The 25,643-nt window shown below is 69.5% G+C and carries 22 protein-coding genes; 12 read left to right on the forward strand and 10 right to left on the reverse strand.

Translation table 11 applies throughout. The features are described from left to right. Positions 1-98 precede the first annotated feature (98 nt). The 4 genes from OG257_RS13965 to OG257_RS13980 are packed head-to-tail and all read left to right on the forward strand — an operon-like array spanning position 99 to position 3,907. Positions 99-350 (forward strand): hypothetical protein, encoded by a 252-nt coding sequence (locus tag OG257_RS13965; protein ID WP_329207753.1) that lies wholly within the window; start codon positions 99-101, stop codon positions 348-350. 9 nt (positions 351-359) lie between these two features. Further along, positions 360-1,223: a hypothetical protein gene (locus tag OG257_RS13970; protein ID WP_443054390.1), complete on the forward strand. Its 864-nt coding sequence runs from the start codon at positions 360-362 to the stop codon at positions 1,221-1,223. Then, the gene (locus tag OG257_RS13975; RefSeq protein ID WP_329207755.1) at positions 1,224-3,137 is read left to right on the forward strand and encodes a fumarate reductase/succinate dehydrogenase flavoprotein subunit; all 1,914 of its coding nucleotides are present in this window, start codon (positions 1,224-1,226) and stop codon (positions 3,135-3,137) included. Beyond that, positions 3,134-3,907, forward strand: a complete 774-nt coding sequence (locus OG257_RS13980; RefSeq protein ID WP_329207757.1) for a succinate dehydrogenase/fumarate reductase iron-sulfur subunit — start codon at positions 3,134-3,136, stop codon at positions 3,905-3,907. The genes OG257_RS13975 and OG257_RS13980 overlap by 4 nt, the downstream gene beginning before the upstream one ends. Before the next feature lie 47 nt (positions 3,908-3,954). On the opposite strand, the gene OG257_RS13985 is transcribed toward OG257_RS13980, so the two are convergent. Beyond that, positions 3,955-4,506 carry an isochorismatase family protein gene (locus tag OG257_RS13985; protein ID WP_329207758.1) on the reverse strand — a complete coding sequence of 184 codons (552 nt, stop codon included), beginning with the start codon at positions 4,504-4,506 and terminating at the stop codon, positions 3,955-3,957. Between the two features lie 101 nt (positions 4,507-4,607). Continuing rightward, positions 4,608-5,075, reverse strand: coding sequence for a MarR family winged helix-turn-helix transcriptional regulator (locus tag OG257_RS13990; RefSeq protein WP_329207760.1), 468 nt, complete (start codon positions 5,073-5,075; stop codon positions 4,608-4,610). Positions 5,076-5,332: 257 nt separating this feature from the next. On the opposite strand from OG257_RS13990, the gene OG257_RS13995 reads away from it, so the two are divergent. Beyond that, positions 5,333-6,388: a LacI family DNA-binding transcriptional regulator gene (locus tag OG257_RS13995; RefSeq protein WP_329207762.1), complete on the forward strand. Its 1,056-nt coding sequence runs from the start codon at positions 5,333-5,335 to the stop codon at positions 6,386-6,388. A gap of 186 nt (positions 6,389-6,574) precedes the next feature. Here the strand turns inward: OG257_RS13995 and OG257_RS14000 are convergent, their stop codons facing one another. Next, positions 6,575-7,555 carry an acetylxylan esterase gene (locus OG257_RS14000; protein ID WP_329207764.1) on the reverse strand — a complete coding sequence of 327 codons (981 nt, stop codon included), beginning with the start codon at positions 7,553-7,555 and terminating at the stop codon, positions 6,575-6,577. A gap of 276 nt (positions 7,556-7,831) precedes the next feature. Here OG257_RS14000 and OG257_RS14005 point away from each other — a divergent pair, with 276 nt between their 5' ends. The 5 genes from OG257_RS14005 (at position 7,832) to OG257_RS14025 (ending at position 13,937) form a co-directional block, all read left to right on the forward strand. After that, the gene (locus OG257_RS14005) at positions 7,832-9,076 is read left to right on the forward strand and encodes a sugar ABC transporter substrate-binding protein (RefSeq protein ID WP_329207766.1); all 1,245 of its coding nucleotides are present in this window, start codon (positions 7,832-7,834) and stop codon (positions 9,074-9,076) included. 5 nt (positions 9,077-9,081) lie between these two features. Then, positions 9,082-10,089: a carbohydrate ABC transporter permease gene (locus OG257_RS14010; protein ID WP_329207767.1), complete on the forward strand. Its 1,008-nt coding sequence runs from the start codon at positions 9,082-9,084 to the stop codon at positions 10,087-10,089. Next, positions 10,086-10,961, forward strand: coding sequence for a carbohydrate ABC transporter permease (locus tag OG257_RS14015; protein WP_329207769.1), 876 nt, complete (start codon positions 10,086-10,088; stop codon positions 10,959-10,961). Before OG257_RS14010 ends, OG257_RS14015 begins: the two co-directional genes overlap by 4 nt. A gap of 87 nt (positions 10,962-11,048) precedes the next feature. Beyond that, on the forward strand, positions 11,049-12,251 hold the full coding sequence (locus tag OG257_RS14020) for a glycoside hydrolase family 1 protein (protein ID WP_329207771.1): 1,203 nt from the start codon (positions 11,049-11,051) through the stop codon (positions 12,249-12,251). Positions 12,252-12,422: 171 nt separating this feature from the next. Next, on the forward strand, positions 12,423-13,937 hold the full coding sequence (locus OG257_RS14025; RefSeq protein ID WP_329207773.1) for a glucoamylase family protein: 1,515 nt from the start codon (positions 12,423-12,425) through the stop codon (positions 13,935-13,937). Positions 13,938-13,958: 21 nt separating this feature from the next. Here the strand turns inward: OG257_RS14025 and OG257_RS14030 are convergent, their stop codons facing one another. Continuing rightward, positions 13,959-15,008 (reverse strand): hypothetical protein, encoded by a 1,050-nt coding sequence (locus OG257_RS14030; protein WP_329207775.1) that lies wholly within the window; start codon positions 15,006-15,008, stop codon positions 13,959-13,961. A gap of 319 nt (positions 15,009-15,327) precedes the next feature. On the opposite strand from OG257_RS14030, the gene OG257_RS14035 reads away from it, so the two are divergent. Further along, the gene (locus OG257_RS14035) at positions 15,328-17,448 is read left to right on the forward strand and encodes a TPM domain-containing protein (protein WP_329215080.1); all 2,121 of its coding nucleotides are present in this window, start codon (positions 15,328-15,330) and stop codon (positions 17,446-17,448) included. Between the two features lie 91 nt (positions 17,449-17,539). After that, positions 17,540-18,253: a PspA/IM30 family protein gene (locus tag OG257_RS14040; RefSeq protein WP_329207777.1), complete on the forward strand. Its 714-nt coding sequence runs from the start codon at positions 17,540-17,542 to the stop codon at positions 18,251-18,253. An 82-nt stretch (positions 18,254-18,335) separates the two neighbouring features. Here OG257_RS14040 and OG257_RS14045 read toward each other — a convergent pair whose 3' ends face one another. The 6 genes from OG257_RS14045 to OG257_RS14070 form a co-directional block, all read right to left on the reverse strand. Next, positions 18,336-20,924 (reverse strand): SpoIIE family protein phosphatase, encoded by a 2,589-nt coding sequence (locus OG257_RS14045; RefSeq protein WP_329215082.1) that lies wholly within the window; start codon positions 20,922-20,924, stop codon positions 18,336-18,338. 193 nt (positions 20,925-21,117) lie between these two features. Then, complete coding sequence (locus tag OG257_RS14050; RefSeq protein WP_329207778.1) at positions 21,118-21,555, reverse strand: ATP-binding protein; 438 nt, start codon at positions 21,553-21,555, stop codon at positions 21,118-21,120. 123 nt (positions 21,556-21,678) lie between these two features. After that, positions 21,679-22,080 carry an NUDIX hydrolase gene (locus tag OG257_RS14055; RefSeq protein ID WP_329207779.1) on the reverse strand — a complete coding sequence of 134 codons (402 nt, stop codon included), beginning with the start codon at positions 22,078-22,080 and terminating at the stop codon, positions 21,679-21,681. A gap of 406 nt (positions 22,081-22,486) precedes the next feature. Next, positions 22,487-22,669 (reverse strand): SPOR domain-containing protein, encoded by a 183-nt coding sequence (locus tag OG257_RS14060; protein ID WP_329207780.1) that lies wholly within the window; start codon positions 22,667-22,669, stop codon positions 22,487-22,489. Positions 22,670-22,869: 200 nt separating this feature from the next. Beyond that, positions 22,870-24,594, reverse strand: coding sequence for a purine-cytosine permease family protein (locus OG257_RS14065; RefSeq protein WP_329207782.1), 1,725 nt, complete (start codon positions 24,592-24,594; stop codon positions 22,870-22,872). Positions 24,595-24,785: 191 nt separating this feature from the next. Further along, positions 24,786-25,538 (reverse strand): GntR family transcriptional regulator, encoded by a 753-nt coding sequence (locus OG257_RS14070; protein WP_329207783.1) that lies wholly within the window; start codon positions 25,536-25,538, stop codon positions 24,786-24,788. Between the last annotated feature and the right edge of the window lie 105 nt (positions 25,539-25,643).

Raw genomic sequence — 25,643 nt, forward strand, 5'->3', positions numbered from 1 at the left:
CCACGGGGGCCTGCCGGACCCTTGTGGAGCAGCGGTGTGACGCGCAACACTCTCAGGCACACAACTGCGCTCCGCCATCGCGGGAGGTTGGTCAAATCATGTCTCTGCACGATGAGTTGACAGCCGTTCAGCACTGCCTCGACGACCTGGTCCGCACAGTCGGCCGGTTGGAGCGGACCATCGCGCAGCTGCGCGCCCAGGACTCCGCCGCGACGGAGACCCCCGGCCCCGACACTCCCGGCGGTCCCGGCCCCGGGGTCATCACCATCACCGAGACGCCGTACGACGCCGCCTTGTGGACGGACTCGGACGACGAGGGTCTGGGCGTCCGCGGCAGGCACGCCTTCTAGGAGAGCTCCTTGGCCACCGGTACGGAACCAGGTACGGAACCACCGAGGTCCGCCGCGCCGCCGGCGGGCACGACGGGCGCCGGGGCAGGGGTGCGCGGAGCGTCGCGCGCCGCCATCGCCGCCCGCCATCTGCGCACCGACCGGTGGTGGCTGGCGCCCGCCGCGACCGCCGCCGGCCTCTTCGCCTTCATCGTCTACTCGACCTGGCGGGCGTTCTCCAACGCCGACTACTACGCGGCCCCCTACGTGTCGCCGTTCTACTCCCCCTGCCTGGCGGAGAACTGCGTACCGATGCGGGGCGGCCCGAACTGGGACGTACTCGGCAGCTGGTGGGGCCTCTCCCCCGCGCTGATCATCCTGATCTTCCCGCTGGGCTTCCGGCTGACCTGCTACTACTACCGCAAGGCCTACTACCGGGGCTTCTGGGCCTCGCCCCCGGCCTGCGCGGTCGCCGAGCCCCACACGACGTACACCGGCGAGACCCGCTCCCCGCTGGTCATGCAGAACATGCACCGCTACTTCTTCTACGCCGCGGTGCCGGTCGCCGGAATCCTCACGTACGACACCGTGCTCTCCTTCCGTGACGAGCACTACGCCTGGGGCCACATGGGGCTCGGCTCGCTGATCTTCCTGGTCAACATCGTGCTGATCTGGGCGTACACCCTGTCCTGCCACTCCTGCCGCCACATCATCGGCGGCCGGCTGCGGCACTTCTCCAAGCACCCGGTGCGCTACCGGCTGTGGGGCTGGGTCGGCAGGCTGAACGCCCGGCACATGCTGCTCGCCTGGGCCTCGCTCATCAGCGTGGCGCTCTCGGACTTCTATGTGTACCTCGTCGCTTCCGGCGCCTTCGACGATCCGAGGTTTTTCTGAATGACAGAGCTCGAACGGCAGCAGTGGGACGTCGTCGTGGTCGGTGCCGGGGGTGCCGGCCTGCGCGCCGCGATCGAGGCCAGGGAGCGCGGGGCGCGTACCGCGGTCATCTGCAAGTCGCTCTTCGGCAAGGCGCACACCGTCATGGCGGAGGGCGGCATCGCGGCCTCCATGGGCAACGTGAACTCGGGCGACAACTGGCAGGTCCACTTCCGCGACACGATGCGCGGCGGGAAGTTCCTCAACCAGTGGCGGATGGCCGAGCTGCACGCCAAGGAGGCTCCCGACCGGGTCTGGGAGCTGGAGACCTGGGGTGCGCTCTTCGACCGTACGCCGGACGGGAAGATCTCCCAGCGCAACTTCGGCGGCCATGAGTATCCGCGGCTCGCACACGTCGGGGACCGTACCGGCCTCGAACTGATCCGCACGCTCCAGCAGAAGATCGTCGCCCTCCAGCAGGAGGACCACCGCGAATTCGGCGACTACGAAGCCCGGTTGAAGGTCTTCCAGGAGTGCACGGTCACCCAGGTCCTCAAGGACGGGGACCGGGTCGCCGGCACCTTCTGCTACGAACGGGAGTCCGGCCGCTTCTTCGTGCTCGAGGCCCCCGCGGTGGTCCTTGCCACGGGAGGCATCGGCAAGTCCTTCAAGGTGACGTCGAACTCCTGGGAGTACACCGGCGACGGCCATGCGCTGGCCCTGCTCGCGGGAGCGCCGCTGCTGAACATGGAGTTCGTGCAGTTCCACCCGACCGGCATGGTCTGGCCTCCGTCGGTGAAGGGCATCCTCGTCACCGAGTCGGTGCGCGGCGACGGCGGGGTACTGCGGAACTCCGAGGGCAAGCGGTTCATGTTCGACTACGTCCCCGATGTGTTCAAGGAGAAGTACGCGCAGTCGGAGGAAGAGGGCGACCGCTGGTACGAGGACCCCGACAACAACCGGCGTCCGCCCGAACTGCTGCCCCGCGACGAGGTGGCCCGCGCCATCAACTCCGAGGTGAAGGCGGGCCGCGGCTCGCCGCACGGCGGCGTGTTCCTCGACGTGTCGACCCGGATGCCCGCGGAGAGGATCCGGCGGAGGCTGCCCTCGATGTACCACCAGTTCAAGGAGCTGGCGGACGTCGACATCACGGCGGAGGCGATGGAGGTCGGACCGACCTGTCACTACGTGATGGGCGGCATCGCCGTCGACTCCGACACCGCCAGCGCCCTCGCCGTCCCCGGGCTGTACGCGGCGGGCGAGGTGGCCGGCGGCATGCACGGCTCCAACCGGCTCGGCGGGAACTCCCTCTCGGACCTGCTGGTCTTCGGCAGGCGGGCAGGAGCGCACGCCGCCGAGTACGCGAGCTCGCTCGACACACCGCCCGTGGTGGACCAGGACCGGATCGACACGGCGGCGGCCGAGGCCCTGCGGCCGTTCGGCACCGAGGCGGCCGGCACCGGCGGGACACCCGCGGAGAATCCGTACACCCTGCACCAGGAACTCCAGCAGACGATGAACGACCTGGTCGGCATCATCCGGCGGGAGCACGAGATGGAGCAGGCGCTGGAGAAACTGGCGGCGCTCCGGGAACGGGCGCAGCACGCCGTCGTCGAGGGGCACCGGCAGTTCAACCCCGGCTGGCACCTCGCACTGGACCTGCGGAACATGCTGCTGGTCAGCGAGTGCATCGCCCGGGCCGCGCTGGAGCGTACGGAGAGCCGTGGCGGGCACACCCGCGAGGACTGCCCCTCGATGGAACGCTCCTGGCGCCCCGTCAACCTGCTGGCGCGGCTCGCCGGGAACGACGATCCCGCAGGCGGCCTGATCGAGCTCGTACGTACGACGACCGAACCCATCCGTCCCGACCTGCTCTCCCTCTTCGAGAAGGAGGAGCTGGTCAAGTACCTCGCCGAAGAGGAGCTGTACGAGTGAGCAGCTACGAAGCCCGGTTCAGGGTGTGGCGCGGGGACACCGACGGCGGTGAGCTGAAGGACTTCGCGGTCGAGGTGAACGACGGGGAGGTCGTCCTCGACATCATCCACCGGATCCAGGCCACCCAGGCGGGCGATCTGGCGGTGCGCTGGAACTGCAAGGCGGGCAAGTGCGGTTCGTGCAGCGCGGAGATCAACGGACGGCCCCGGCTCCTGTGCATGACACGCATGTCGGTGTTCAGCCGCGAGGAGACGATCACGGTCACTCCGCTGCGGGCCTTCCCGGTCGTGCGCGATCTGGTGACGGATGTGACCTTCAACTACGCCAAGGCGCGCGAGGTGCCCGCCTTCGTACCGCCGCAGGGGGTGAAGGCGGGCGACTACCGGATGCAGCAGGTCGACGTGGACCGCTCCCAGGAGTTCCGCAAGTGCATCGAGTGCTTCCTGTGCCAGGACACCTGTCATGTGGTGCGCGACCACGAGGAGAACAAGGCGGCGTTCGCCGGGCCCCGCTTCCTGATGAGGGTGGCCGAGCTGGACATGCACCCCCTGGACGCCGCCGCCGAGTCGGGACTGGACCGGAAGGCGACGGCGCAGGAGGAGCACGGCCTGGGCTACTGCAACATCACCAAGTGCTGTACGGAGGTGTGCCCCGAGCACATCAAGATCACGGACAATGCGCTGATCCCGCTGAAGGAGCGGGCCGTGGACCGCAAGTACGACCCGCTGGTCTGGCTGGGGAACAAGATCAGGCGGCGGGAGGGGCCCTGACCGGGCTTGGGCTCCTGGCGCCCTGGACCCTTGGCCTCCTGGGCCTCTCAGCCGAGGAGCTTGATGATCGCGGCGGTGGTGTCGGTCTCGCCGAGCCTCGGGAAGATCTTCTCGACGCTGTTGCGGTGGGTGTCGGCGTCCATGTCGGTGACCGCGTCCGTGGCGATGGTGACGTGGTAACCGTGCTCGTGGGCGGAACGGGAGGTGGACTCCACCCCGATGCTGGTCGCGATGCCCGTCACCACGATCTGGGTGATGCCGCGACGCCGGAGCCGCAGATCCAGGTCGGTGCCGTGGAAGGCTCCCCACTGCTCCTTGGTGACGACGATGTCGCCCTCGCGGGGCCCGAGCTCGGGCACGAGGTCGGCCCAGTCCGCGGCGGGCCGGCCGGCCGGCGCGGAGGCGTCCGTACGGCCGGGGGCTCCGCCGGTGACACGGACCAGGACGACCGGGAGGCCCTTGGCGCGGAAGGCGTCGGCGAGGGTCGCCGAGTTCGCGACGATGTCGGCGGCGGGGTGGACGGTGGGGCGGCCGACGATGCCCTTCTGGAGGTCGACGACCACGAGTGCGGTGTTCGGGTCCAGGGTGGTGGCGCTCATGCGCGTACTCCTTGTGGTGCGGGGGGGGTCGGGTGATCCGTGGCGTGCGCGCGGGGCGCGGTCGCCGACGGTCGGGATGATCAGCAGGAGTCGAGCGGTCGTCACTTCTCGACGAGGCGGCCGATGAGCGCGACGGCTTCGGCGACCGTACGGCGCTCCTCCCCGTCCAGTTCGGCGGTGATCGCCTCGGCCAGCCAGCTCCGCTTGGCGGCCCGGACCTCGGCCAGCGTGCTGCGCCCCGCGTCCGAGAGGGACACGACCGACTTCCGCCCGTCCGACGGGTCGGGGGCGCGGGCGACGAGACCCAGGTCTCCCAGCGCGCCGAGGGTCAGCCGCATCGACTGGGGCCGCACGAGCTCGGCGCGGGCCAGCGCCGCGGTTGTGGCGGGTCCGCCCTCGTCCAGTCTCGCCAGCACCGACCGCTGGGAGGGCGTGAGCAGACTGTCGGCCGAGCTGGTGCGCAAGCGCCGGAGCAGCCGGCCCACCACTGCCGCGAGGTCCGTCGCCACGCGCTCGGCGCTCGGGTCGGCGGGCCTGCGGTCCCGGGGGTCCGGGGAGGTACTGGACATCCTTCGACCGTAAGGATGGACAGGGCACCTTGCAAGGCAGCCTGTCTATTTTCTGCCCAGCGTTCGGCAAAGGGGTTCCGGGAGCGTGAACGCGGCGCGCGCCACACCGTTCGCTCTTGCTCGCCCGCCAGCCCGCGATCTAGGGTGAATGCGCTTTCAAAGGACCGGTCGGCGACCGCGCCGGCCATCCAGGAGCACACGTACCAGCACACGCATCAGGCGCGTCGCTACGGAAGAAGAAGCGGACGGTCGGTCGAGTGAGCGCCCCCACGGTGTACGACGTCGCCGAGCGGTCGGGCGTCTCCATTGCCACGGTCTCCCGGGTGTACCGGAACCCGGATTCCGTGCGCGCCCAGACGCGCGAGCGGGTACTGGAGGCGGCCCGCGAACTCGGCTACGTACCGAGCGGCAACGCCCGTGGCCTGGCCAGCCGCACCACCGGTGTGCTGGGCCTCTGCTTCCCGGACTACGCCGACCCCGACGCCGAGGCGGACGCGGAGGCCGACAGCGACGCCGACGACGCGGTGATGCTGTACTCCGACCAGATCATCCGCGGCATGGAACGGGCGGCGCGCCGGCACGGTTACGCCCTGCTGATCGCCGCGTCGCTGGAAGGCGGGCCGGAGAGCCTCGTCGCGAAGGTCGCGGGGCGGGTGGACGGCTTCGCCGTACTGGCGCAGACCGTGCCGACCGAGGACCTCGAGGTGATATCGCGCCGGCTGCCGGTGGTCATGCTCGCCGGGCCGCGCGAGATCGACCACCTCGACCACATCGTCGTCGCGAACGCCGACGGGGAGCGCGAGCTGGCCCGCCATCTGATCGAGGACCACGGCCTGCGCAGGCTCGCCTTCGTCGGGGGCGACCCCGCGTCACCGGATGCCGAGGCGCGGTTCCGCGGCTTCCGCGAGGCGTGCCGCGACGCCGGCCTGCCGGTTCCGGACGCACCGGATCTGCGGACGGAGATGATGACGCAGGCCGAGGGCGCCCGCGCCGCGGAGACACTGCTCGACCGGGACTCCGAGCGGCCGCAGGCGGTGCTCTTCGCCAATGACCAGATGGCGGTGGGCGCGCTGCGCGCGCTGGAGAGGCGCGGGGTCCGGGTCCCCGAGGACATCGCTGTGACCGGATTCGACGGCATCCCGCTGAGCCGGATCGTGCGGCCGTCGCTGACGACCGTGCGGCAGCCGATTCGACAGTTGGGCGAACAGGCCGTGGAGTTGCTGGTGCAACGACTGGCCGACCGGAACCGTGACCCCGTGTCGCTGGAGCTGCCCGTCTCCCCGGCCAGGCGGGCGAGCTGCGGCTGCGGCTGACCCGGGCGCCCTTTGCGGCCGGCGCCGATCCGGTCACTGCCCGAGCCACGTCCTCCGGATCACCGTCCGAGCCGCGCCCCGGTCACCGTCCGAGCCGCGTCCTCCGGGTCACCGTCCGAGCCGCGTCCTCCGGGTCACCGTCCGAGCCGCGTCCTCCGGGTCACCGTCCGAGCCGCGTCCTCCGGGTCACCGTCCGAGCCACTCCCCGAAGAACCGCCGACGACGGGTGCGGAGCTCGGCCAGTTCGGCGGCGCTCCCTTCGTACGCGAAGTGCCCGGCGCCCAGCACCAGCAGCTCCCGCGGGCCGGGGAGCGCGTTGTGCACGGCGAACTGTCCCGGCGGCGGCACCGCAGGATCGAACAGCGCTGCGGCGACGAACGTCGGCAGTTCCAGCCGCGCGGCGGCCGTGGCCGCGTCGAAATACCGCAGAACGTCCGTGACGCCGGGGTGGTCACGGTGGTGCGCCCGTACCGACTCCCCGCTGCCGCTGCAGCGCAGGGTGAGCCGCAGCGGATGGTTGCCGAAGGTCGGAACGGTGAGCTGCGCGGCGCCGAACCGCTCGTCCCAGGGCAGTGCGAGTGCGCCGAGGCCGCCTCCGAAGCTCTCGCCGACATAGCCGAGGGCGCCGAGGCCGCGCAGCTCCGGCAGCAGTTCCTGGAGGGCCGAGGCCGCGCACCACAGGTCGGCCACGCAGTCGCCGATGACATAGGTGTCACGCGACCCGATGCCGTGCAGAACATGCCTGGCGGCCCTGCTGGGAATGCCGGGCCACAGACCACGGCTTCCCATCCCGCGCACGCAGGGCAGGATCGCGGCGGACCGGGGCAGCGGCAGCGGCACCTCCGCCCCCGGGTTGTGCCGGCCGCCGTAGCCGTGTCCGATGACGAAGCCGTGCTCCGCGGGCCCCTCGACGGGCAGCGCCAGCCAGCCGCCGAGGCGTACCCCGCCCACGGAGGTGAAGGACACCTCGTGCAGCCGGACGCCGTCGCGCTCACCCTCCGCGGGGCCGATCTCGGGAGCGGTGGCGACAGCACGGGCCTCGCTGTACCGCTCCTGCCAGAACGCCTCGAAATCCTCGGGCGCGGTCGGCGCAGGTACGCGCAGCAGCTCGTCGAGCGTGTGCCCGTGGGCCGGATCGAAGGGAAAGCCGTGCGCGAACGAAGCCATGGCCACGACGGTAGCGCGCTCGCTTTCGCCCACCGGCCCCTGCCTGGATCCTCGCCGGAACCTCGCCGAACCCCTCCCAATCAAGCGGAATCAGTCACATCCACTTCTAATTCGCAAACGGCATGCTTACCGTTCCACAGTCGAGCCCCCAGGTGTCGAGCACGTTGCACGAGTGTGACCCAGCACCCTCTTGCGGATTCGCGAAGAACTGTCGCAGAGTGATGTATGCGCTTACAGGCAGCGCATACATCCGGATTGCTCAAGGAGGAGCCCTCCATGTCCCGCACCGCCAGAACCGTCTCCGCCGGTATCGCAGTCGCGCTCGCCTACGGCATCACCGCCTGCGGGAGCTCCGGCGGCGCCGATGTCGCCGCGGACAAGAAGCAGACGCTCACCGTCTGGGCCATGGGCGCCGAGGGCGAGAAGCTCGCAGATGTGGCCAAGGTCTACGAGAAGGCCAACCCCCACATCACCGTCAAGGTGACCCCGGTCGGCTGGGACGTCGCCCACCAGAAGCTGGTGTCCGCCGCCGCGGCCGGCACCCTGCCGGATGTGGCGCAGATGGGCGGGAGCTACATGGGCGAGTTCGCCGAGCTCGGCGTCCTGGAGCCGGTCGACACCAAGACCTTCGACAAGAAGGACTTCTTCCCCGCGGGCTGGAACCAGGGCGAGGTGGACGGCACCGCGTACGGCGTCCCGTGGTACGTCGACACGCGCGTCCTCTACTACCGCACCGACCTGGCCGAGAAGGCCGGTGTCGACAAGGCGCCGTCCGACTGGCAGGAGATGCAGGACCTCGCCACCGCGTACCAGAAGAAGGCGGGCACCAAGTGGGGCCTGTCCATCCAGCCCAGCGGCCTGGACACGGTGCAGAACTTCTACTCCTTCCTGTACTCCGCCGGCGGCGAGATCGTCAACGACAAGGGCGACGCGGTCATCGACAGCCCCGAGGCCGTCAGGGCGCTCAAGGAGTACGGCTCGTACTTCGACAAGGGACTCTCCAACAAGTCCGTGCAGCCCGGCTACGACGTGGTGAAGGACTTCGGCAACGGCCGGGTCCCCATGTTCTTCGGCGGCCCCTGGCACGTCACCCTGCTGAACGAGGGCCAGCCGCAGCTCAAGGGCAAGTGGGCGGTGGCGGCCGTGCCGGCGGACAAGTCCTCGGTCTCCATGGCAGGCGGGTCCTCCCTGGTGGTCTCCAAGGACAGCGAGCACAAGGCCGCCGCCACGGAGCTCATCAAGTACCTCACCGGCACCGAGGGCCAGGCGGACTGGTACGAGCGCACCAAGGACCTCCCCGCGAACACCGCGGCCTGGACCTCCGGCAAGCTCGCCGACGACACGAACCTCCAGATCTTCAAGAAGCAGATGGACACCGCCAAGGCCTCGCCGTCCACGGCCAAGTGGACGGAGATCACCGACAAGGTCGACCAGGCCATCGCCAAGGTGACGCAGGGCAAGGCTTCCCCCGAGGACGCGCTGAAGACCGCGCAGTCCGAGATCGAAGGCCTCGTGAAGTAGGAGCCATGAGCACTACGACCGGAAAGGCCGCGCGGGCGGCCGAGGTGCAGGGCGGACCCGGGACTTCTCCGTCCCCGGGCGCCCTGCCCCATGACCAGCGGGGCCGACCGGGCCGGCAGGGGCGCAAGGCGTCGATGGGTGTGCAGAACGCGGCCGGCTGGCTGTTCTCCACCCCCTTCCTCGTCCTCTTCACCGTCTTCATGGCATTCCCGATCCTCGCCACTCTGCTGATGAGTTTCACGGACTTCGGGCTGCGCAATGTCACGCGCCCTTGGGACGCGAACTTCATCGGCTTCGAGAACTACGTCAATCTCTTCAGCGACGAGAAGTTCCTCAAGTCGCTTTTCAACACGGCGTATTTCGTGGTGATCGGCGTCCCCCTGACCATCGCCCTCGGACTGGTCGTCGCCGTACTGCTGAACAACGGCATCGACCGGGCAAGGACCTTCTTCCGCGTCGGCTTCTACGCACCGGTGGTCACCACGATCGTGGCGGTCGCCGTGGTGTGGCGCTTCGTCCTGGATCCGAGCGACGGCCTCATCGCCGGTCTCTTCTCCGAAGTGGGTCTGACCGCACCGGACTTCCTCGGCTCCGAGACCCTGGCCATGCCGTCGATGATCGCGATGGCGGTCTGGCGCAACGTCGGTACGGTCATGGTGCTCTTCATCGCAGGTCTGCAGGCCATCCCCACCGAGGTGCGGGAAGCCGCAAAGCTGGACGGTGCCGGAGTGTGGCAGGAGTTCCGCGGGATCACGGTGCCCCTGCTGCGGCCCACGGTCCTCTACGCCACGGTCATCACGACCATCGGATACCTCAATGTGTTCGAGGAGCCGTTCGTGATGACGCAGGGCGGCCCGTCCGACTCCACGCTCACCGTGTCGCTGAACATGTACCGCGAGGGCTTCAACTTCTTCCACATGGGCTATGCGAGCGCCATGGCGTATGTCCTCTTCGTAGTGATCATGGGCATCACGGTGCTGCAGCTCCGACTGCTGAAGGACAACACGAAATGACCGTCGGCAATGCACCCGGTGCCGTACGGACGGCGCCGGCGAGGAAGCCCCGGAACCTGAGGCGTCCCCTGGCCTATGCCCTGCTCTCGCTGGGCCTGCTGATCATGTCTGCGCCGTTCCTGTGGATGGCCCTCTCGTCGTTCAAGACGACCTCCGAGCTGTCGGCCAGTCCCCCCGTGTGGATTCCCACCGAGTGGACCCTGGACAACTTCCGGGAACTGCTCGACAAGCTGAATCTGCCGCTCTACTTCATGAACTCCGTGATCGTGGCGGTGCTGGTCACCGTCTCGAATCTGGTGTTCTGCTCGATGCTCGGGTACGCGCTGGCCAAGCTGAACTTCGTCGGCCGCAACAAGATCTTCGGCGTCGTCCTCGGTGCTCTGATGGTTCCCGGAAACCTGATGCTGCTGCCGCTGTTCGTGCTGATGAGCAAGCTCCAGCTGATCGACTCGTATGCGGGTCTGGTGCTGCCCTTCGCCGCCGGGGCCTTCGGGGTCTTCCTGATGCGGCAGTTCATGCAGTCGATCCCGGACGAGCTGCTGGAGGCCGCCCGGATGGACGGGGCCGGCGAGTGGTACATCTTCTGGCGAATCGTGATGCCGCTGGTGAAGCCCGCCCTCGCGACGCTCTCGATCTTCACCTTCCTCGGTTCCTGGAACAACTTCGTCTGGCCCCTGATCGCAACCAACGATCCGGACAAGTACACCCTCCCCGTCGCCCTCGCCACGTTCGCCACGGACCCCAACAAGGCCGGCGGATCGAACGGGATGCTGATGGCCGGAGCGTTCCTTGTCGTACTGCCGGTGCTGATCCTCTTCATCGCCCTGCAGCGGCACTTCACCCAGGGCATCGCCACGGCGGGCTTGAAGTAGCCCGCCCGGGCAGCCCCACACGCACTCACGAGGCCGTGCCCCACCCCCTCGGCCACACCCCTTCACGCACAAGAGAGACATTCCGCGATGACGCACACCCCGGTCCCGTTCCCCGAAGGCTTCCTGTGGGGTGCCTCCACAGCCGCCCACCAGATCGAGGGCAACAACACCAACAGCGACTGGTGGGTCAAGGAGCACTCCACCGGCACCCACATCCAGGAGCCCAGCCTGGACGCCTGCGACAGCTACCACCGCTGGCGTGAGGACATGGACCTGCTGGCAGGACTGGGCTTCACGGACTACCGCTTCTCCATCGAGTGGGCCCGCATCGAGCCGGCCGAGGGGCAGTTCTCCCGGGCCGAGCTCGCCCACTACCGGCGCATGGTCGAAGGAGCGATCGAGCGCGGCCTGCGCCCGATGGTCACCCTGCACCACTTCACCGTGCCGCAGTGGTTCGAGGCACGCGGCGGCTGGACGGCCGACGGTGCCACCGAGCTCTTCGCCCGCTATGCCGCGGCCTGCGCGCCGGTGATCTCCACCGGTGTCAGCCATGTCTGCACGATCAACGAACCGAACATGATCGCCGTGATGGCCGGTCAGGCCAAGCGGGGCGACATCGGCTTCCCGCCCGCCGGGCTGCCCACCCCGGACGACGAGACCACCCAGGCCGTCATCGCCGCCCACCACGCGGCCGTGAAGGAGATCCGTGCCCTGGACGCCGGCATCCAGGTCGGCTGGACCATCGCCAACCAGGTCTACCAGGCGATCCCGGGCGCCGAAGATGTCACCGCCGCCTACCGCCACCCGCGCGAGGACATCTTCATCGAGGCCTCCCGCGGCGACGACTGGATCGGCGTCCAGTCCTACACCCGCACCCGGATCGGTCACGACGGCCCGATTCCCGCGTCCGAGACGGTCGAGCGGACGCTGACGCAGTGGGAGTACTACCCGGCCGCCGTCGGATACGCCCTGCGCCACACCGCCGAGGTGGTCGGCAGCGACGTGCCTCTGATCGTCACCGAGAACGGCATCGCGACCTCCGACGACACCCGCCGTGTCGACTACTACGCCGGTGCCCTGAACGAGGTGGCCTCCGCGCTGGAGGACGGCCTCAACATCCAGGGCTACCTGGCCTGGAGCGCACTGGACAACTATGAATGGGGCTCGTTCAAGCCGACGTTCGGCCTGATCGCCGTCGACCTGGAGACCTTCGAGCGAACCGCGCGGCCGTCGGCCGTCTGGCTGGGTTCCCTCGGCCGCTCCCGCGAACTGCCCCGCACCGCCGGCTGAGACCGGCCCCAGGACGGGGAGCCACGTGATGGCTCTCTCCGGTGGGGGAGTCGTCGGCACCTGACGGCCGTCGGCTCCCCCACTGCATTTCCGCGGCCCCACCTCGTCCGGCCGCCATCTGAATCCGAACAACATCCGTGACAGACGATGACTCTTCTTCGAGAGGTTCTGATGGACCGTCGAACATTTCTCACCGCTGCCGGGACCGGGGCCGCTGCCCTGTCCCTCGGAGCCGTCTCCGCTCCCTCCGCATCCGCCGCCCAGGCCGCTCCCACGGCCGGGGCCCTTCGATCCACGCGCACCGCTCGTTCCCTTCATGCCTTTGATACACCGCAGCTGCTGCATTGGTTCCGCGATACGTACCGCTCGATCGAGGCCATGACGACGGACTTCGGTCTCGCCGCCGACAAGATCGACCTCAGCGGGTCGGGCCCCGTCCCGTCCCGCCAGACCTCCCCCACCAACATCGGCTGCGGCCTGTGGGCGGCCGTGGCGGCCGCGGGGCTCGGCGTGATCGGCGAGGACGCGATGCTCCGCACGCTGGGCCGCACGGTGTCCGCCGTCGAGAAGCTGGAGCGCCACCACGGCTTCTGGCTCAACTGGTACGACGCCCACGACGGTTCGGTGCTGACCGAGTGGCCCGGCACGGGTGACCCCGTCCGCCCGTTCCTCTCCTCCGTCGACAACGCCTGGCTGGTCACCGGCCTGCGGATCGCCGCCGACGCCGCACCGTCGCTGCGCCCCCGCATCGGACGGATCCTCGCGACCGCCGACTGGTCCTACTACTACACGCCGTACGACGCCGCCGACCCGGTCGCCGGACCCGGCCAGCTGCGCGGCGGGTTCTGGACCGATACCGAGGAGCCCACCGCCCACCACTACGGCGCGCTCAACACCGAGCCCCGCATGGCCGGTTATCTCGGCATCGCGGACGGCTCCCTGCCCGCCGAGCATTACTGGCACCTGCTGCGCACGATGCTTCCCGAGCATGAGCAGGAGCAGCACCCGCAGGGCAGGTACGCGGTCGTCGACGGTGTCCGCGTGTGGCAGGGGCACTACACCCACGGCGGGCGGAAGATCATCCCCACCTGGGGCGGTTCGATGTTCGAGGCACTCATGGTGCCGCTGTTCGTACCGGAGCCGGAGTGGTCACCGCAGTCCTGGGGCCTCACGCACCGGCGCTACGTCCGCAGCCAGATCGAGCACGGTCTCGACGAGGTGGAGTACGGGTACTGGGGATTCTCCCCCTCCAATGTCCCCGAGGGCGGCTACCAGGAGTACGGCGTGGACGCTCTCGGCATGCAGGTCGACGGCTACGCCTCCAACACCGACCGTACGTACACCACGGACGGCTCGCCGCTTCCCGCCCCGTCCGCCTTCACCAACGGCGTGGTCACTCCGCACGCCTCGTTCCTCGCTCTCCCGTACGCACCGCACGAGGCGGTGGCCAACCTCCGCGCGCTGGAGCGCGACTTCGGCGCGTACCACGAGGGATACGGCTTCCGGGACTCGGTCAATGTCGGCACCGGGCGGGTCAGCGACTTCATGCTCGCGCTCGACCAGGGCATGATCGCCGCGGCGCTGGCGCAGGCCATCCGGCCCGGACTGCTGCAACGGCCGTTCCGGACAGGTGGCTTCCGGTCACGGGTGCGCCCGCTGCTCGCCAAGGAGCGGTTCGGCATCTGACTCCTGCGCCGCGAGGCGGACTCAGTGCCAGCCTTCCCGATAGGCCGCCCAGTCGCCCTCGCGCGCGGCGAAGTCGACGTAGAGGGCGACGCCGAAACGCTTCCGGTCGCGGTCCGTCCGTGCCAGGCCCAGCCTGGTACCGCGGACCGCGGCCTCGACCGTTTCCGCGGCGTCCCGGTGGCCCAGATCGTTCTCGTGGAAGAACGGTAGGCCCATCAGCAGGTCGGTGTCCTCGGGCGTCACCTCGAGAGCGAGCGCGGTCTGCTGGGCGACGAATCCGCCGTAGGTGCCCTCGAACGGCATCCAGCTGTCGTACGACATCACGGCGATCTGGTCGACCCGCCCGGCGACTTCACCGAAGAATTCCTGCGACCACCACTTCTCCCTGCCTGTGAACGCGCCGAGGATGCTGTGCGCGGCGGGTACCGGATCGATCTGGTGGGCGGCAACGGAGAGCTGCGCCTTGCGGGCACCGGTGAGTTCGCCCAGATCGTCGAGGAGGGAGAGGTAGTGGCCGTCCCCGGAATGCAGGGGTTCCAGGTCGAAGTGGACTCCGTCGAACCCCGCGTCGAGTATCTGCCGCGCGGAGGTGACGACGGCCGCGCGGGACGCGGCGCTTTCGAGGCGCAGGCCGTCGGGCCCCTCGGTCGCCAGAACGTCGCCGAGCCAGGCCTGTACCCGGATGCCGGGCAGGGTGCGGTGCACCGCGTCGATCAGCCACTGCGCCTTCGGATAGCGCTTCGCCGGCAGGGTGCCGTCGTGTTCCAGCGGTCCGGCGTGCACGTAGAGGTCCTTGATGCCGGTTCCTTCTATCTGTGCGGCGAAGGCCGCCAGGTCTCTGTCGCCCTTGCGCCCGTCGACCCACGCATGGCCGAGCCAGATGGCATCACGGCTGCGGGTACGGGTGTCCTCGCCCGGATCCCCGGTGTAGTTCAGCCGCAGCGCGATGCCCGCGGTCAGGACCGGCAGGACGAGCAGCAGGACCAGTGCCAGAGCGATGCGTCGCGGCCAGGTCCACCGGAAGCGGGCCCACCTGTTCCGCACCGTTCCGGCCTTCTTCCCTGTGCCCATGTCCGTACCCCCTGAGTTTCGCTGTGCCGCTGCAGTACGGGCGGCATGACGTCCCCCTGCCGGAAGGCCCGCACCGCTTTCGTCCCTGGCGTCACAGACGCAATCCTCAGCCACTTCCGTTCCTTCTTCAGGGCGCCCAGGTCGCCCGATCGGACGCGGAGCCGCTGCGCGGCACTCCCCCACTCCTCATCCGTGCCGCCGTCCATGGCGTTGCGAGGCGGGGTGGCGGAAGCGGCTGTACGGCGGTCAGCCGGCCCGTCCAAGGACCGAGGGCGCCGGGTCGCGAGGGGAACTGGGCGGACATAGCCTCCCAAATGTGATGCAGCCCGCGAGCCGTGCCCGGATCTCCATACCCGCCAGGGTCCTCCTCGCCGTGCTGGCAGCGATGTGCTGGATCGCTCTGCCCGCCGCGCCGGGCGCCCGTGCCGACGACCCCGTCGTGCTGTCCCGCGACGGGCAGATCACCGACAAGGTGGGGGCTCTCGGCGACCGTGACCAGCAGGTCGAGTCCGCGCTCGACGAGTTGTTCGACAGCAGCCGGATCCAGCTCTTCGTCGTCTACGTACGCGATTTCTCCGGCCGCGACGCGCAGACCTGGGCCGACGAGACCGCGAACCGCAACGGGCTCGGACAGGACGACGTGCTGCTGGCCGTGGCCACGCACGACCGGCAGTACGCCTACTCCGTCGACCAGGGGTCGCGGCTCACCGACGGACAGCTCCAGGACGTGGCGAGCACGGCGATCGAACCGGCTCTGCGGCAGAACGACTGGGCCGGGGCCGCGATCGGCGCCGCGAACGGCTATGCCGCCGTGCTCGCCGGCCGGCCCGTTCCGACCCCCGCGATCACACCGGGTGCCTCGGATCCCGGGACCGGCAGCGACTCCAACAGTGGCAGCGCGGGGAACCTGATCGTGCCCATCGCCGTCGTCGGCGCCGCAGGTGCGGTCGCCGCCTACGCGTACACCCGCCGCAGGAGGCGTACGTCGAGCCGGACGACCCCTGCCGCGGCCGGCTGGGGCAGCGGCGCACAGGAATCGGCGGAGCCGCCGACGCCGTTGCCGGAACTCGACGCACAGGCCAAGGCCGACCTGGTGGACACGGACGACGCCGTGCGCACCAGCGAGGAGGAGCTCGGATTCGCCACCGCGCAGTTCGGCGAGGAGGCGGCGGCTCCGTTCTCCCAGGCCGTCGACCACGCCAAGTCGGAGCTGACCGCGGCCTTCCGCTTGCGGCAGCAACTCGACGACGCCTTCCCGGAGGACGACGCGACACGGCGCCGCATGCTCGACGAGATCGTCAGCCGCTGCGCGGAGGCGAACGGACGTCTGGACGCCGTGGCCGAGGACTTCGACCGGCTGCGCGCCCTCGAGCAGACCGCGCCCCAGGCCGTGGCGACTGCGGAGGCTGCTTTCACCGACCTCTCCGGACGGATCTCCACGGCGGAGTCCACGCTCACCGGAATGCGCAGCCGGTATACGGAGTCGGCCGCCGCACCGGTGGCCGACGACGTCGAACAGGCCAAGGACCGGCTGCTGTTCGCCACGTCCGGTCTCGATCAGGCGCGCCAGGCCGTGGCCGACGGCGACAACGCCAAGGCCGCGGTGTACGTCCGGGCCGCCGAGGGCGCGATCGGGCAGGCGTCCGCACTCGTCGATGCCGTGGACCGGCGTGCCGTGGAATTGGCCGAGGCTGCGGGCAAGCTGCCAGGTGCCCTCACCGAGACGGAAACGGATCTGGCCGATGCGGGAGGTCTGCTGAAAGGTACGGCCGAGGGAGTCTCCACCGCGGATCTGCAGGGCAGGATCGCGCGCGCGTCGTCGGTGCTCGGCGATGTGCGGAGCGAGGTGGAAGCCGGCCCCTACGACCCCATCGACGCTCTGCGCAGGGTGGAGGAGGCGGACGCGGCGCTGGACGAAGCCCTCGCCGGGGCCCGCGAGCAGGAGCACGGAAACCTGCGCGCCCGCTCGCTCCTCGACCGGGCGATGCTCACCGCGCGTTCGGCGATCGGGGCCGCCGCGGACTACATCACCACCAACAGAGGAGCGGTGGGCAGCCAGGCCCGCACCCGGCTGGCCGAGGCCCAGCGGCGGTGGGAGCGGGCCCGGGAACTGGGTGAATCGAACGATCCGCAGGGCGCCCTGAGCGAGGCCCAGCAAGCGGACGCCCTGGCGGGGCTGGCGCAGAGCCTGGCCGAACAGGACGTGCGTGCCTACCGGAACCAGAACGGTCCGGGCGGTGTACAAGGAGGGGGAAGCGGGATGGGCGGGGCGGTGCTGGGCGGCATCCTCCTCGGCGGACTCCTCGGCGGGAGCGGCCGGGGCGGGGGATTCGGAGGGGGGTTCTCGGGAGGTTTCGGAGGCGGAGGCTTCTCAGGCGGCCCTGGCAGCTTCGGCGGTGGGGGAACCCGTGGCCGACGGGGCGGCGGAGGCCGGTTCTGAGGTTCTGAGGTTCTGAAGGACGGCGCTTTGCGTCAGCCGCGGACTTTTTCACGTTGCGTCAGTCGCTGTCATTCACACAAGGAGAGGTGCCATGACCAAGCAGACCATCCTCGGGCGCGTCACACAGCTGGCGCGGGCCAACATCAATGCCCTGATCGACCAGGCGGAAGACCCCCAGAAGATGCTGGACCAGCTGATCCGCGAGTACACGGGCAACATCTCGGAGGCGGAGCAGGCCGTGGCCGCGACCATCGGCAACCTCCGGCTGATGGAGCAGGATCACCGGGAGGACGTCGACGCGGCGCGGGAGTGGGGGCAGAAGGCCCTCGCGGCCAGTAAGAAGGCCGACGAGCTGCGCGCTGCGGGATCGGCCGCCGACGCCGACAAGTTCGACAACCTGGCCAAGGTGGCGCTGGGCCGCCAGCTCCAGTCGGAGCAGGAGGCCAAGACCGCCGAGCCCACCATCGCCTCGCAGACGGTGGTGGTGGACAAGCTGAAGACGGGCCTGGACCAGATGAAGACCAAGCTGACCCAGCTGAAGTCCAAACGCGACGAGCTGGTTGCGCGCTCCAAGTCGGCTCAGGCGCAGAACCAGATGATGGACGCCGTGAAGAACATCGACGTCATGGATCCGACGAGTGAGCTCAGCCGCTTCGAGGACAAGGTGCGGCGCGAGGAGGCGAAGGCGGTGGGCAAGCAGGAGCTCGCCGCGTCGTCCCTGGACGCACAGTTCGAGCAGCTGGACAGCCTCGGTGAGAGTGCGGAGGTCGAGGCCCGGCTCGCCGCCCTGAAGTCGGGCTCATGAGGCGGCCGGAGGCCGTAGGCCCCGCCCACACGCCGCACGCCTCACGCCGCCCCGCTCCCGGCTCCCGGCTCCCGGCTCCCGGTCAGTACATGCTCAGCAGCTGCTCGACCGAGAGTTCGGCAGCCGGCTCACCGTCGGGCAGCGCCAGCTCGAACCACACCGTCTTGCCTCGCGGTGTCCGCCGTGACCCCCAGGCCGCGCTCAGCAGTCCGACCAACTGCAGCCCACGCCCGCCCTCGTCGGTGTCGCGTGCCCGCCTCCGCCGTGGCTGGACCAGTCCCGCGTCCCATACCTCGCAGACGAGGGTGCGGTCGCGCAGGAGCCTGAGTCTGATCTCGCCCTCGCCGTAGCGCAGCGCATTGGTGACGAGCTCACTGACCAGCAGTTCGGTGGTGTCCACCAGGTCGTCGAGGTCCCACGCCGTCAGCTGGGCACGGGCCAGCTCGCGGGCCCGGCCGACGGAACGGAGCTCGCGGGGAAGCCGCCAGTCGCCCACGGCATCCACCGGAAGCCCTTGGATGCGCGCCATCAGCAGGGCGATGTCGTCCTCGCCGTGACGGGTGTCGAGGGTGGCCAGCACATGGTCACAGACGTCCTCGAGCGGCTGGGACGGCTCCGTGAGGGCTTCCCTGAAGGCCTGCAGGCCCTCGTCGAGGGGATGGTCGCGTGACTCGACGAGACCGTCGGTGTAGAGGGCGAGGAGGGCGCCCTCCTTGAGCTCCACCTCGACCTCCTCGAAGGGCTCGCCACCGACGCCGAGCGGCATTCCGGGAGGGACGTCCAGCAGCAGGGCCGGTTCGCCCGGCTCGACCACCACAGGGGGGAGATGACCGGCGTTGGCGAAGGTGCACCGCCGGGTAACGGAGTCGTACACCGCGTACACACACGTCGCCAGGTAGACCTCGGAGAGGTCCGCCTCGCGTGACTTGTGGGCGACGCGTGAGGGCCACTGGGCGCCGCCGCCTCCACCGAAGGCGTCGCTCCGGTCGCCGCCGCCCGGGGTGCCGAGGCCACGGGCGACCTCGTCGAGGGCGGAGAGCACCTCGGCCGGCTCCAGGTCCAGGAGCGCCAGTGTGCGTACGGCGGTGCGCAGCTCTCCCATGGCGACAGCGGCCCGCAGCCCACGGCCCATGACATCACCGACGACGAGGGCCGTGCGATGGCCGGGGAGTTCGATCACGTCGAACCAGTCCCCGCCGACCTCGGTGGCTGTGTTGCCGGGGAGGTAGCGGCAGGCGATGTCGAGGCCTGCGGCCTCGGGGTCGCCCGGGGGGAGGAGGCTGCGCTGGAGTATCAGTGCCCGTTCGTGTTCGCGGCGGTAGAGGCGTGCGTTGTCGATGCAGACGGCCGCACGTGCGGCGAGTTCGGTGGCCAGGGCCCGGTCCCGCTCGCCGAAGGGTTCGCTGCCCTTGGTGCGGGAGAACTGGACGAGGCCGATGACGATGTCGTGCGCGACCATCGGCACGGCGAGCGTGGAGTGCACGAAGCCGCGTTCGTCACCTGGCACGTCCTCGACATGGCCGGTGCGCAGGGCGACGGCACAGGGCGAGTTGAACGGGTAGCGGTGGACGGCGCCGAGCGCGGGAGGCCCCGGGGGCGCGTTCCCGTCGGGATCGGCACCGCCGCTCATGCTGGCACCCGGCAGGCCGTCGGGGAGCGCGTCGGAGACGGCGCTGGCCTGGGCGACCCGGCGCAGTTCCGCCGAACCGCCGCCGGACTCCTGCCGGAGCCGGCCCCAGCTTCCGGGCGAGGCCTCGTCGCCCGTGAGCAGCCCCTGGTAGAGGTCCACGGATGCCAGGTCGCAGAAACCGGGCACGGCGACGTCGAGCAGCTCGCGGGCGGTGGTCTCCAGATCGAGGGAGTTGCCGATGCGCGCACTGGCCTCGTTGAGAAGCGCGAGGTTACGACGGGCGCTGGCTGCCTCGCGGGCGGCGATGTGCCGGCCCGTGACATCGGTGGCGAGGCCCGCGACGCCGATGGGGCGTCCGGCACCGCTGTGTACCCGGTAGAGGTTCATGGACCAGTGGCGCCGGTCGCTGGAGCCGGGGACGGTGCCGACCAGTTGGAGGTCGGTGACGGCGTCACCGGTTTCCAGGACGCGCTTCAGCGTGCTGGAGAGCCGGTCGGCCTCCTGGCCGGCCAGGTAGTCGTCCACCGTGCGTCCGCGGTGGTCGTCCGCCTCGCCGCCGAAGACCGTGGCGAACCGCTGGTTGGCCCGTACGACCGTGAAGTCCGCGCCGAAGAGCACGAAGCCGAAGGGAGATTGGCCGAATATCGCCTGCGATGCGGCAAGATCAGTTTCGATGCGCCGTAGTGCCCGGACATCGACGACGATGCAGAGCGCGGCACGCTCGCCGCTCCCCGTCTCGCTCGGCATGACGTAGATCTCGGCAAGACCCTCGGCGCCGCCCTCGCCCGGAATCCGGAACGGGACGAGACCCGTCCACTCCTTGCCGTCGAGGATTTCGCCGACCCGCCGATGAGCGTCCGAGCGCAGCTCGTCAGGCATGAACGCCTCGACCGGATCCCTGCCCACCGCCTCGTGGGAGGCCATGCCGAACAGACCGGCGGCCCGCCGGCTCCACTGCTCGATCAGCCCGTCAGGCCCGATCGAGAAGGAGGCGACCCTGATGTAGTCATAGATCGAGCCAGGCGGGCTGCTCTGCCACACGACGTCGCCCGCCGACCCAGATATTTCGCTCACGCGACCGTCCCCTCCAGCTCACACACCGGACCGGTCCTGCCCGCAGTATTCAGCACTACGGGCCTTACCGGCACGGCGTTCACGATCACAGCACGGTCTCAGTCCCTTTCAGCCAGGTTCTGCCTGACCGCCGATGATCGCTGTGCGTCCCCTCCCACTCCTAACCAGGGAGAGCGAGCTCGAACCACACCGTCTTGCCACTCTTTCCGCGCCGGGTCCCCCAGCGGCGCGCAGAACAAGCCACGAGCTGCAGCCCGCGCCCCCCTTCGTCCTCCGGTCCGGCCATACGTTCGGTGGGCGCATCCGGAAGCGGATCGGAGACTTCCACGAGCAGGGCCTGCCCGGCGGTCCGCGAACCGGGACCCTCACCGTCCGGTTGCGGGCGCACGAGCCGCACCCCGATGGGGCCGTCCGCATAGCGCAGGGAATTGGTCACCAGTTCGCTCACGAGCAGCACGGCGACGTCTCCCACCGCCGCGTCGAGCCCCCAGACGTGCAGCGCATCGCGTACCGCATGCCGGGCGCTGCGCACGGAGCCCGGCACCGCCGGAAAGCTCCACTCGGCGCAGTCGCCTTCGGTATCGGTCACGCCGATCACTTCCCAAGACCAAAAACGGGGGGTGCACCCCACTCGGAGGGGATAATCAGCACATACCCGAAATTTGGTGCAGCCTATCGCAGGACCCGACAGGTGGGGCGTACGGGTGCATGCGCCAGGGGCTCAGATCAGCTCGCCCGTGGCGTTGAGATCATCGAAGAGCAACTGGTCGACCGGGGGGACGAGGGCACGGTCCCCGTAGGAGAACCAGGCCATCTCGTCGATCTCACTGCTGGCGGCCAGCGTGCCCCGGTAGTCGCCGTAGTAGCAGCTCATGCGTACCACCACACCGTCCGGATGGCCGTGCGCCTGCGCCTCGTACGTACCCGCATGGATGACGGTCGACGGGACGACGTTCACCGTCAGCTCCTCCTCGACCTCGCGCAGCAAGGTCTGCAGGTCCGTCTCCCCGCTCTCCCGCTTCCCTCCGGGGATGTAGAAGATGTCCTTCCCCTTCGGTCGCGCGCAGAGAATCCTGCCGTTCTCCACCCGCACCCAGGCCACCGTGTCGATCAGCACCGGCATCGTTCCGTCCTCACCATCTGTCTGCCGCAGCTTCGGATGCGGTGGGGTGCGGCTCAGGGCGTTCGACGGCTCAGCGCGTTCGAACGGCTCAGGCGCGCTCGGCGCCTCAGCACGTTCAACGGCTCAGGCGCGTTCGACACCTCGCCGGCAGCCGGCGCTACCGACAACATCCGGGCCGCCCCCACGCCTGACGTGCTGTCCGAGGACGTGCGGGAAAAGGGCTTCCGGGACGCGAATATACGGCGCTGTCCGGCATGCCGGGCCGCCACGTCCGCGACGGACGGCGGCCGGGGCCGTCCTCGACAGCGGACGGCCCCGGCGACAGCTCGGAGTCATTCCCGGACCGCAGGCGGTCCGTACGGGCAGCAGACGGGGGCGGCCGGCGCGGCCCCGGAGGCCGCGGCCGTCAGGGGCGAGCGCTCTGGCCCACGCGCTCCACCCAGTAGAGCTGCTTGTGCCCGTGGCGCTCCAGGCTGTCCGCGATCTTCTGCGCCTCGTCCTGTGTCGCATAGCGGCCGACGCGGTATCTGTTGCCGTTGTCGTCCTGCCGAATCACCAGCCAAGGGAGCACGGCACCGCTGTCGGTCATCGTGTCCCTCCCAAGCATTTCGCCCCTCTCCCCACCGGCGTGCACGTCTCTAAGGATCCCCAGGAAACCGCAGTACGCATATGCCCGAGCGTACGCCTGACCTTCACTCAGCGGATGCGTGTTTACACAAAGAGATACACATCCGGTCATGCGTGAGGGGGCGCACCCGTCCGGATGCGCCCCCTCACGAGCGTCCCGCGTCAGTCGGCCGCCGTACGCACCGTGGGCGACGGCAGCAGAACCGGGCCCGCGCCCTGCTCCTTGCGGCAGACATCGCCGCACTCCGCGTCCAGGGAGCAGCACAGTGAGCAGATCGGCCCCGACTGGACCGGGCAGTCGGCGATGTCGGGCAGCTCATAGGCGGTTTCGCACACCGCGCACGTGTGCGTGGCGGTGATGTCGGCGATCTCGACGTCCGGGCCGTTCACCGGGTTCGGCCGGGCGAGGTAGTACTTCCCCTTGGTCGCCCAGGCGATCAACGGGCACAGGACCAGCGAGAGTCCGGCCGCGATGAAGGTGGAGAAGGCTTCCGCGTAGACGCCGAACAGCCCGAAGAAGGCCAGGATCGACACGGTCGAGGCGATCACCATCGCACCGAATCCGGCGGGGTTGACCGCGTAGAGGTAGGCGCGTTTGAACTCGATGTACCGGGGACTCAGCCCGATCCGCTTGTTGATGACCAGGTCGGCCGCGACCGCCGCGATCCAGGCGATGCCCACGTTGGAGTAGAAGCCCAGCAGCTTGTTCAGGGCCGCGAACATGTTCATCTCCATCAGCGTCAGCGCGATGGCGAGGTTGAGGAAGATGTACCAGACCCGGCCGGGGTGCTTGTGCGTGATCCGGGAGAAGAAGTTCGACCAGGACAGCGAGCCGCTGTAGGCGTTGGTGACGTTGATCTTCACCTGGGAGACGATCACGAAGATCGCGGCTGCGGGGAGCGCGAACGACCCCAGCCACGGCTTCAGTGCCTCGATCTGCGGCGCGATCGGCTCCAGGGCGTGCGTCTTGCCGACCGCCTCCAGCGCGACGAACGCGAGGAACGCGCCGCCGAGCTGCTTCGCCGCGCCGATGATGACCCAGCCGGGTCCCGCCGCGAGGACGGCGAGATTCCACCGGCGCCTGTTGGTCTCGGTCTTGGCCGGCATGAAGCGCAGGTAGTCGGCCTGCTCACCGATCTGGGCGATCAGGGAGAGCGCGACGCCCGTACCGAGCCCGAAGGCGACCCAGGAGAAGCCCGAGCCCGCCCCCTCCGTGCCGCCGAAGGAGCTGAACGCCCCCCAGGCGTCCGGGGCTTCGAAGGCCAGCACCACGAAGGGCAGAATCATGCCGATGATCCAGACCGGCTGGGTCCAGGCCTGCACCTTGGCCAGTGCGCCCATGCCCCGGAAGACGATCGGGATGACGATCAGCGTGGTGATCAGATAGCCGGCCTCGACCGGCAGCCCGACGGCCTGGTGCATGGCCTGCGCCATGATCGAGCCTTCGAGGGCGAAGAAGATGAACGTGAACGACGCGTAGATCAGCGAGGTCAGCGTCGATCCGAAGTAGCCGAAGCCCGCCCCTCGCGTGACCAGGTCCATGTCCAAGCCGTACTTCGCGCAGGCCCGGGCGATCGGTATGCCGGTGAGGAAGATGATCGCCGCGGCGGCGAGGATCGACGCGAACCCGCTCGTGAACCCGTAGGTGAAGACGATCGAGGCGCCGATCGCGAAGTCGGCGAGATAGGCGATACCGCCGAGCGCGGTACCCGCGACCATCGAGGGCGACCAGCGCCGGAAGGAGTGCGGCGCGTAGCGGAGGGAGTAGTCCTCCCGGCTCTCGTCGGCCGCGAGCTTCGCATAGCTGCGCCGGGGCGCCGCCCCGGCGCCGTCCTCCGGCGCCGGCGGCGGCACCTCGGCCGTTGTGGGCGTTGCCGTGTCCGTCATCGGTGACTTCCCGTTCGTCGGTCCGTGTGCGGGTGACGAACGGGAAGTTACGAGCCGGACATGACAAGCCCCCACAGTCGGCGATTGCCTGCGGGTTAAGGGCGGCGAGGGGGAGTTAACTCCTCGTCACGGACGGCGGACACACCATCCCTCATAGCGGTCGTCACGGCCGGTACAGCCCGCACGGCCGGTCACTTGACCGGCAGATGGTAGGCGATCCGGTAGCGGTCGGCGGGCACGACCACATCCGCCGTCTCCACCGCACGCCCCGACGCGTAGTACGTGCGCCCGATCACCATCACCACGTGCCCCGGCACACCACCGAGCGCCAGGAGCTCCTCCGCCAGCCCCGGGCGCGCGCCAACCTCCTCCGCCACGTTGTCCACGACGACGTCGATCGCGGCCATCCGGTCGACCACGCCGCAGCCGCCCAGCGGGCCCTCCTCCGGAAGCATCACCGGCGTACGGCCCGTGACGGCGAGGGGCTCCCAGGACGTCGAGAGCATCATCGGCTCGCCCGCGTCCCGGAAGACGTACCTCGTACGCATCACCCGGTCGCCAGGCTCGATGCCGAGGCGTTCGGCGATCTCGGGGCTGGCGCCCTCCTGTTCACTGCGGGACTCCCAGGTCCCGCGCATGCCTTCCGCCGTCTGTTCCTGGCGGAACGGACTGGCTCCGGCTCCCGGCCGGTAGCCGGAGCGGGCGATCCGGCGCGGGACCGGGCGCTCACGCACGTACGTCCCGGAGCCCGACCTCCCCTCGACCAGCCCTTCGGCCATCAGCACCTTCCGCGCCTCCAGCGCGACGGTGTCCGAGACTCCGTACTCCTCGCGGATACGCGCCTGCGACGGCAGGCGGGTATGAGGCGGCAGCGCGCCGTTGACGATCTTCTCTCTGAGATCGCTCGCCACGCGCAGATAGGCGGGCTGCTCACCGAAAGTCACAGGCCACTCCCAACAGGTTGACAGACTGCAACAGCCTGGCAACCGTCGGTTGTGCACCGCAAGCACAGGCCACAGTTTCACTCGATGTGATGATTCCTCGCCGAC

This window comes from Streptomyces sp. NBC_00683, from assembly GCF_036226745.1.
Classification (GTDB): domain Bacteria; phylum Actinomycetota; class Actinomycetes; order Streptomycetales; family Streptomycetaceae; genus Streptomyces.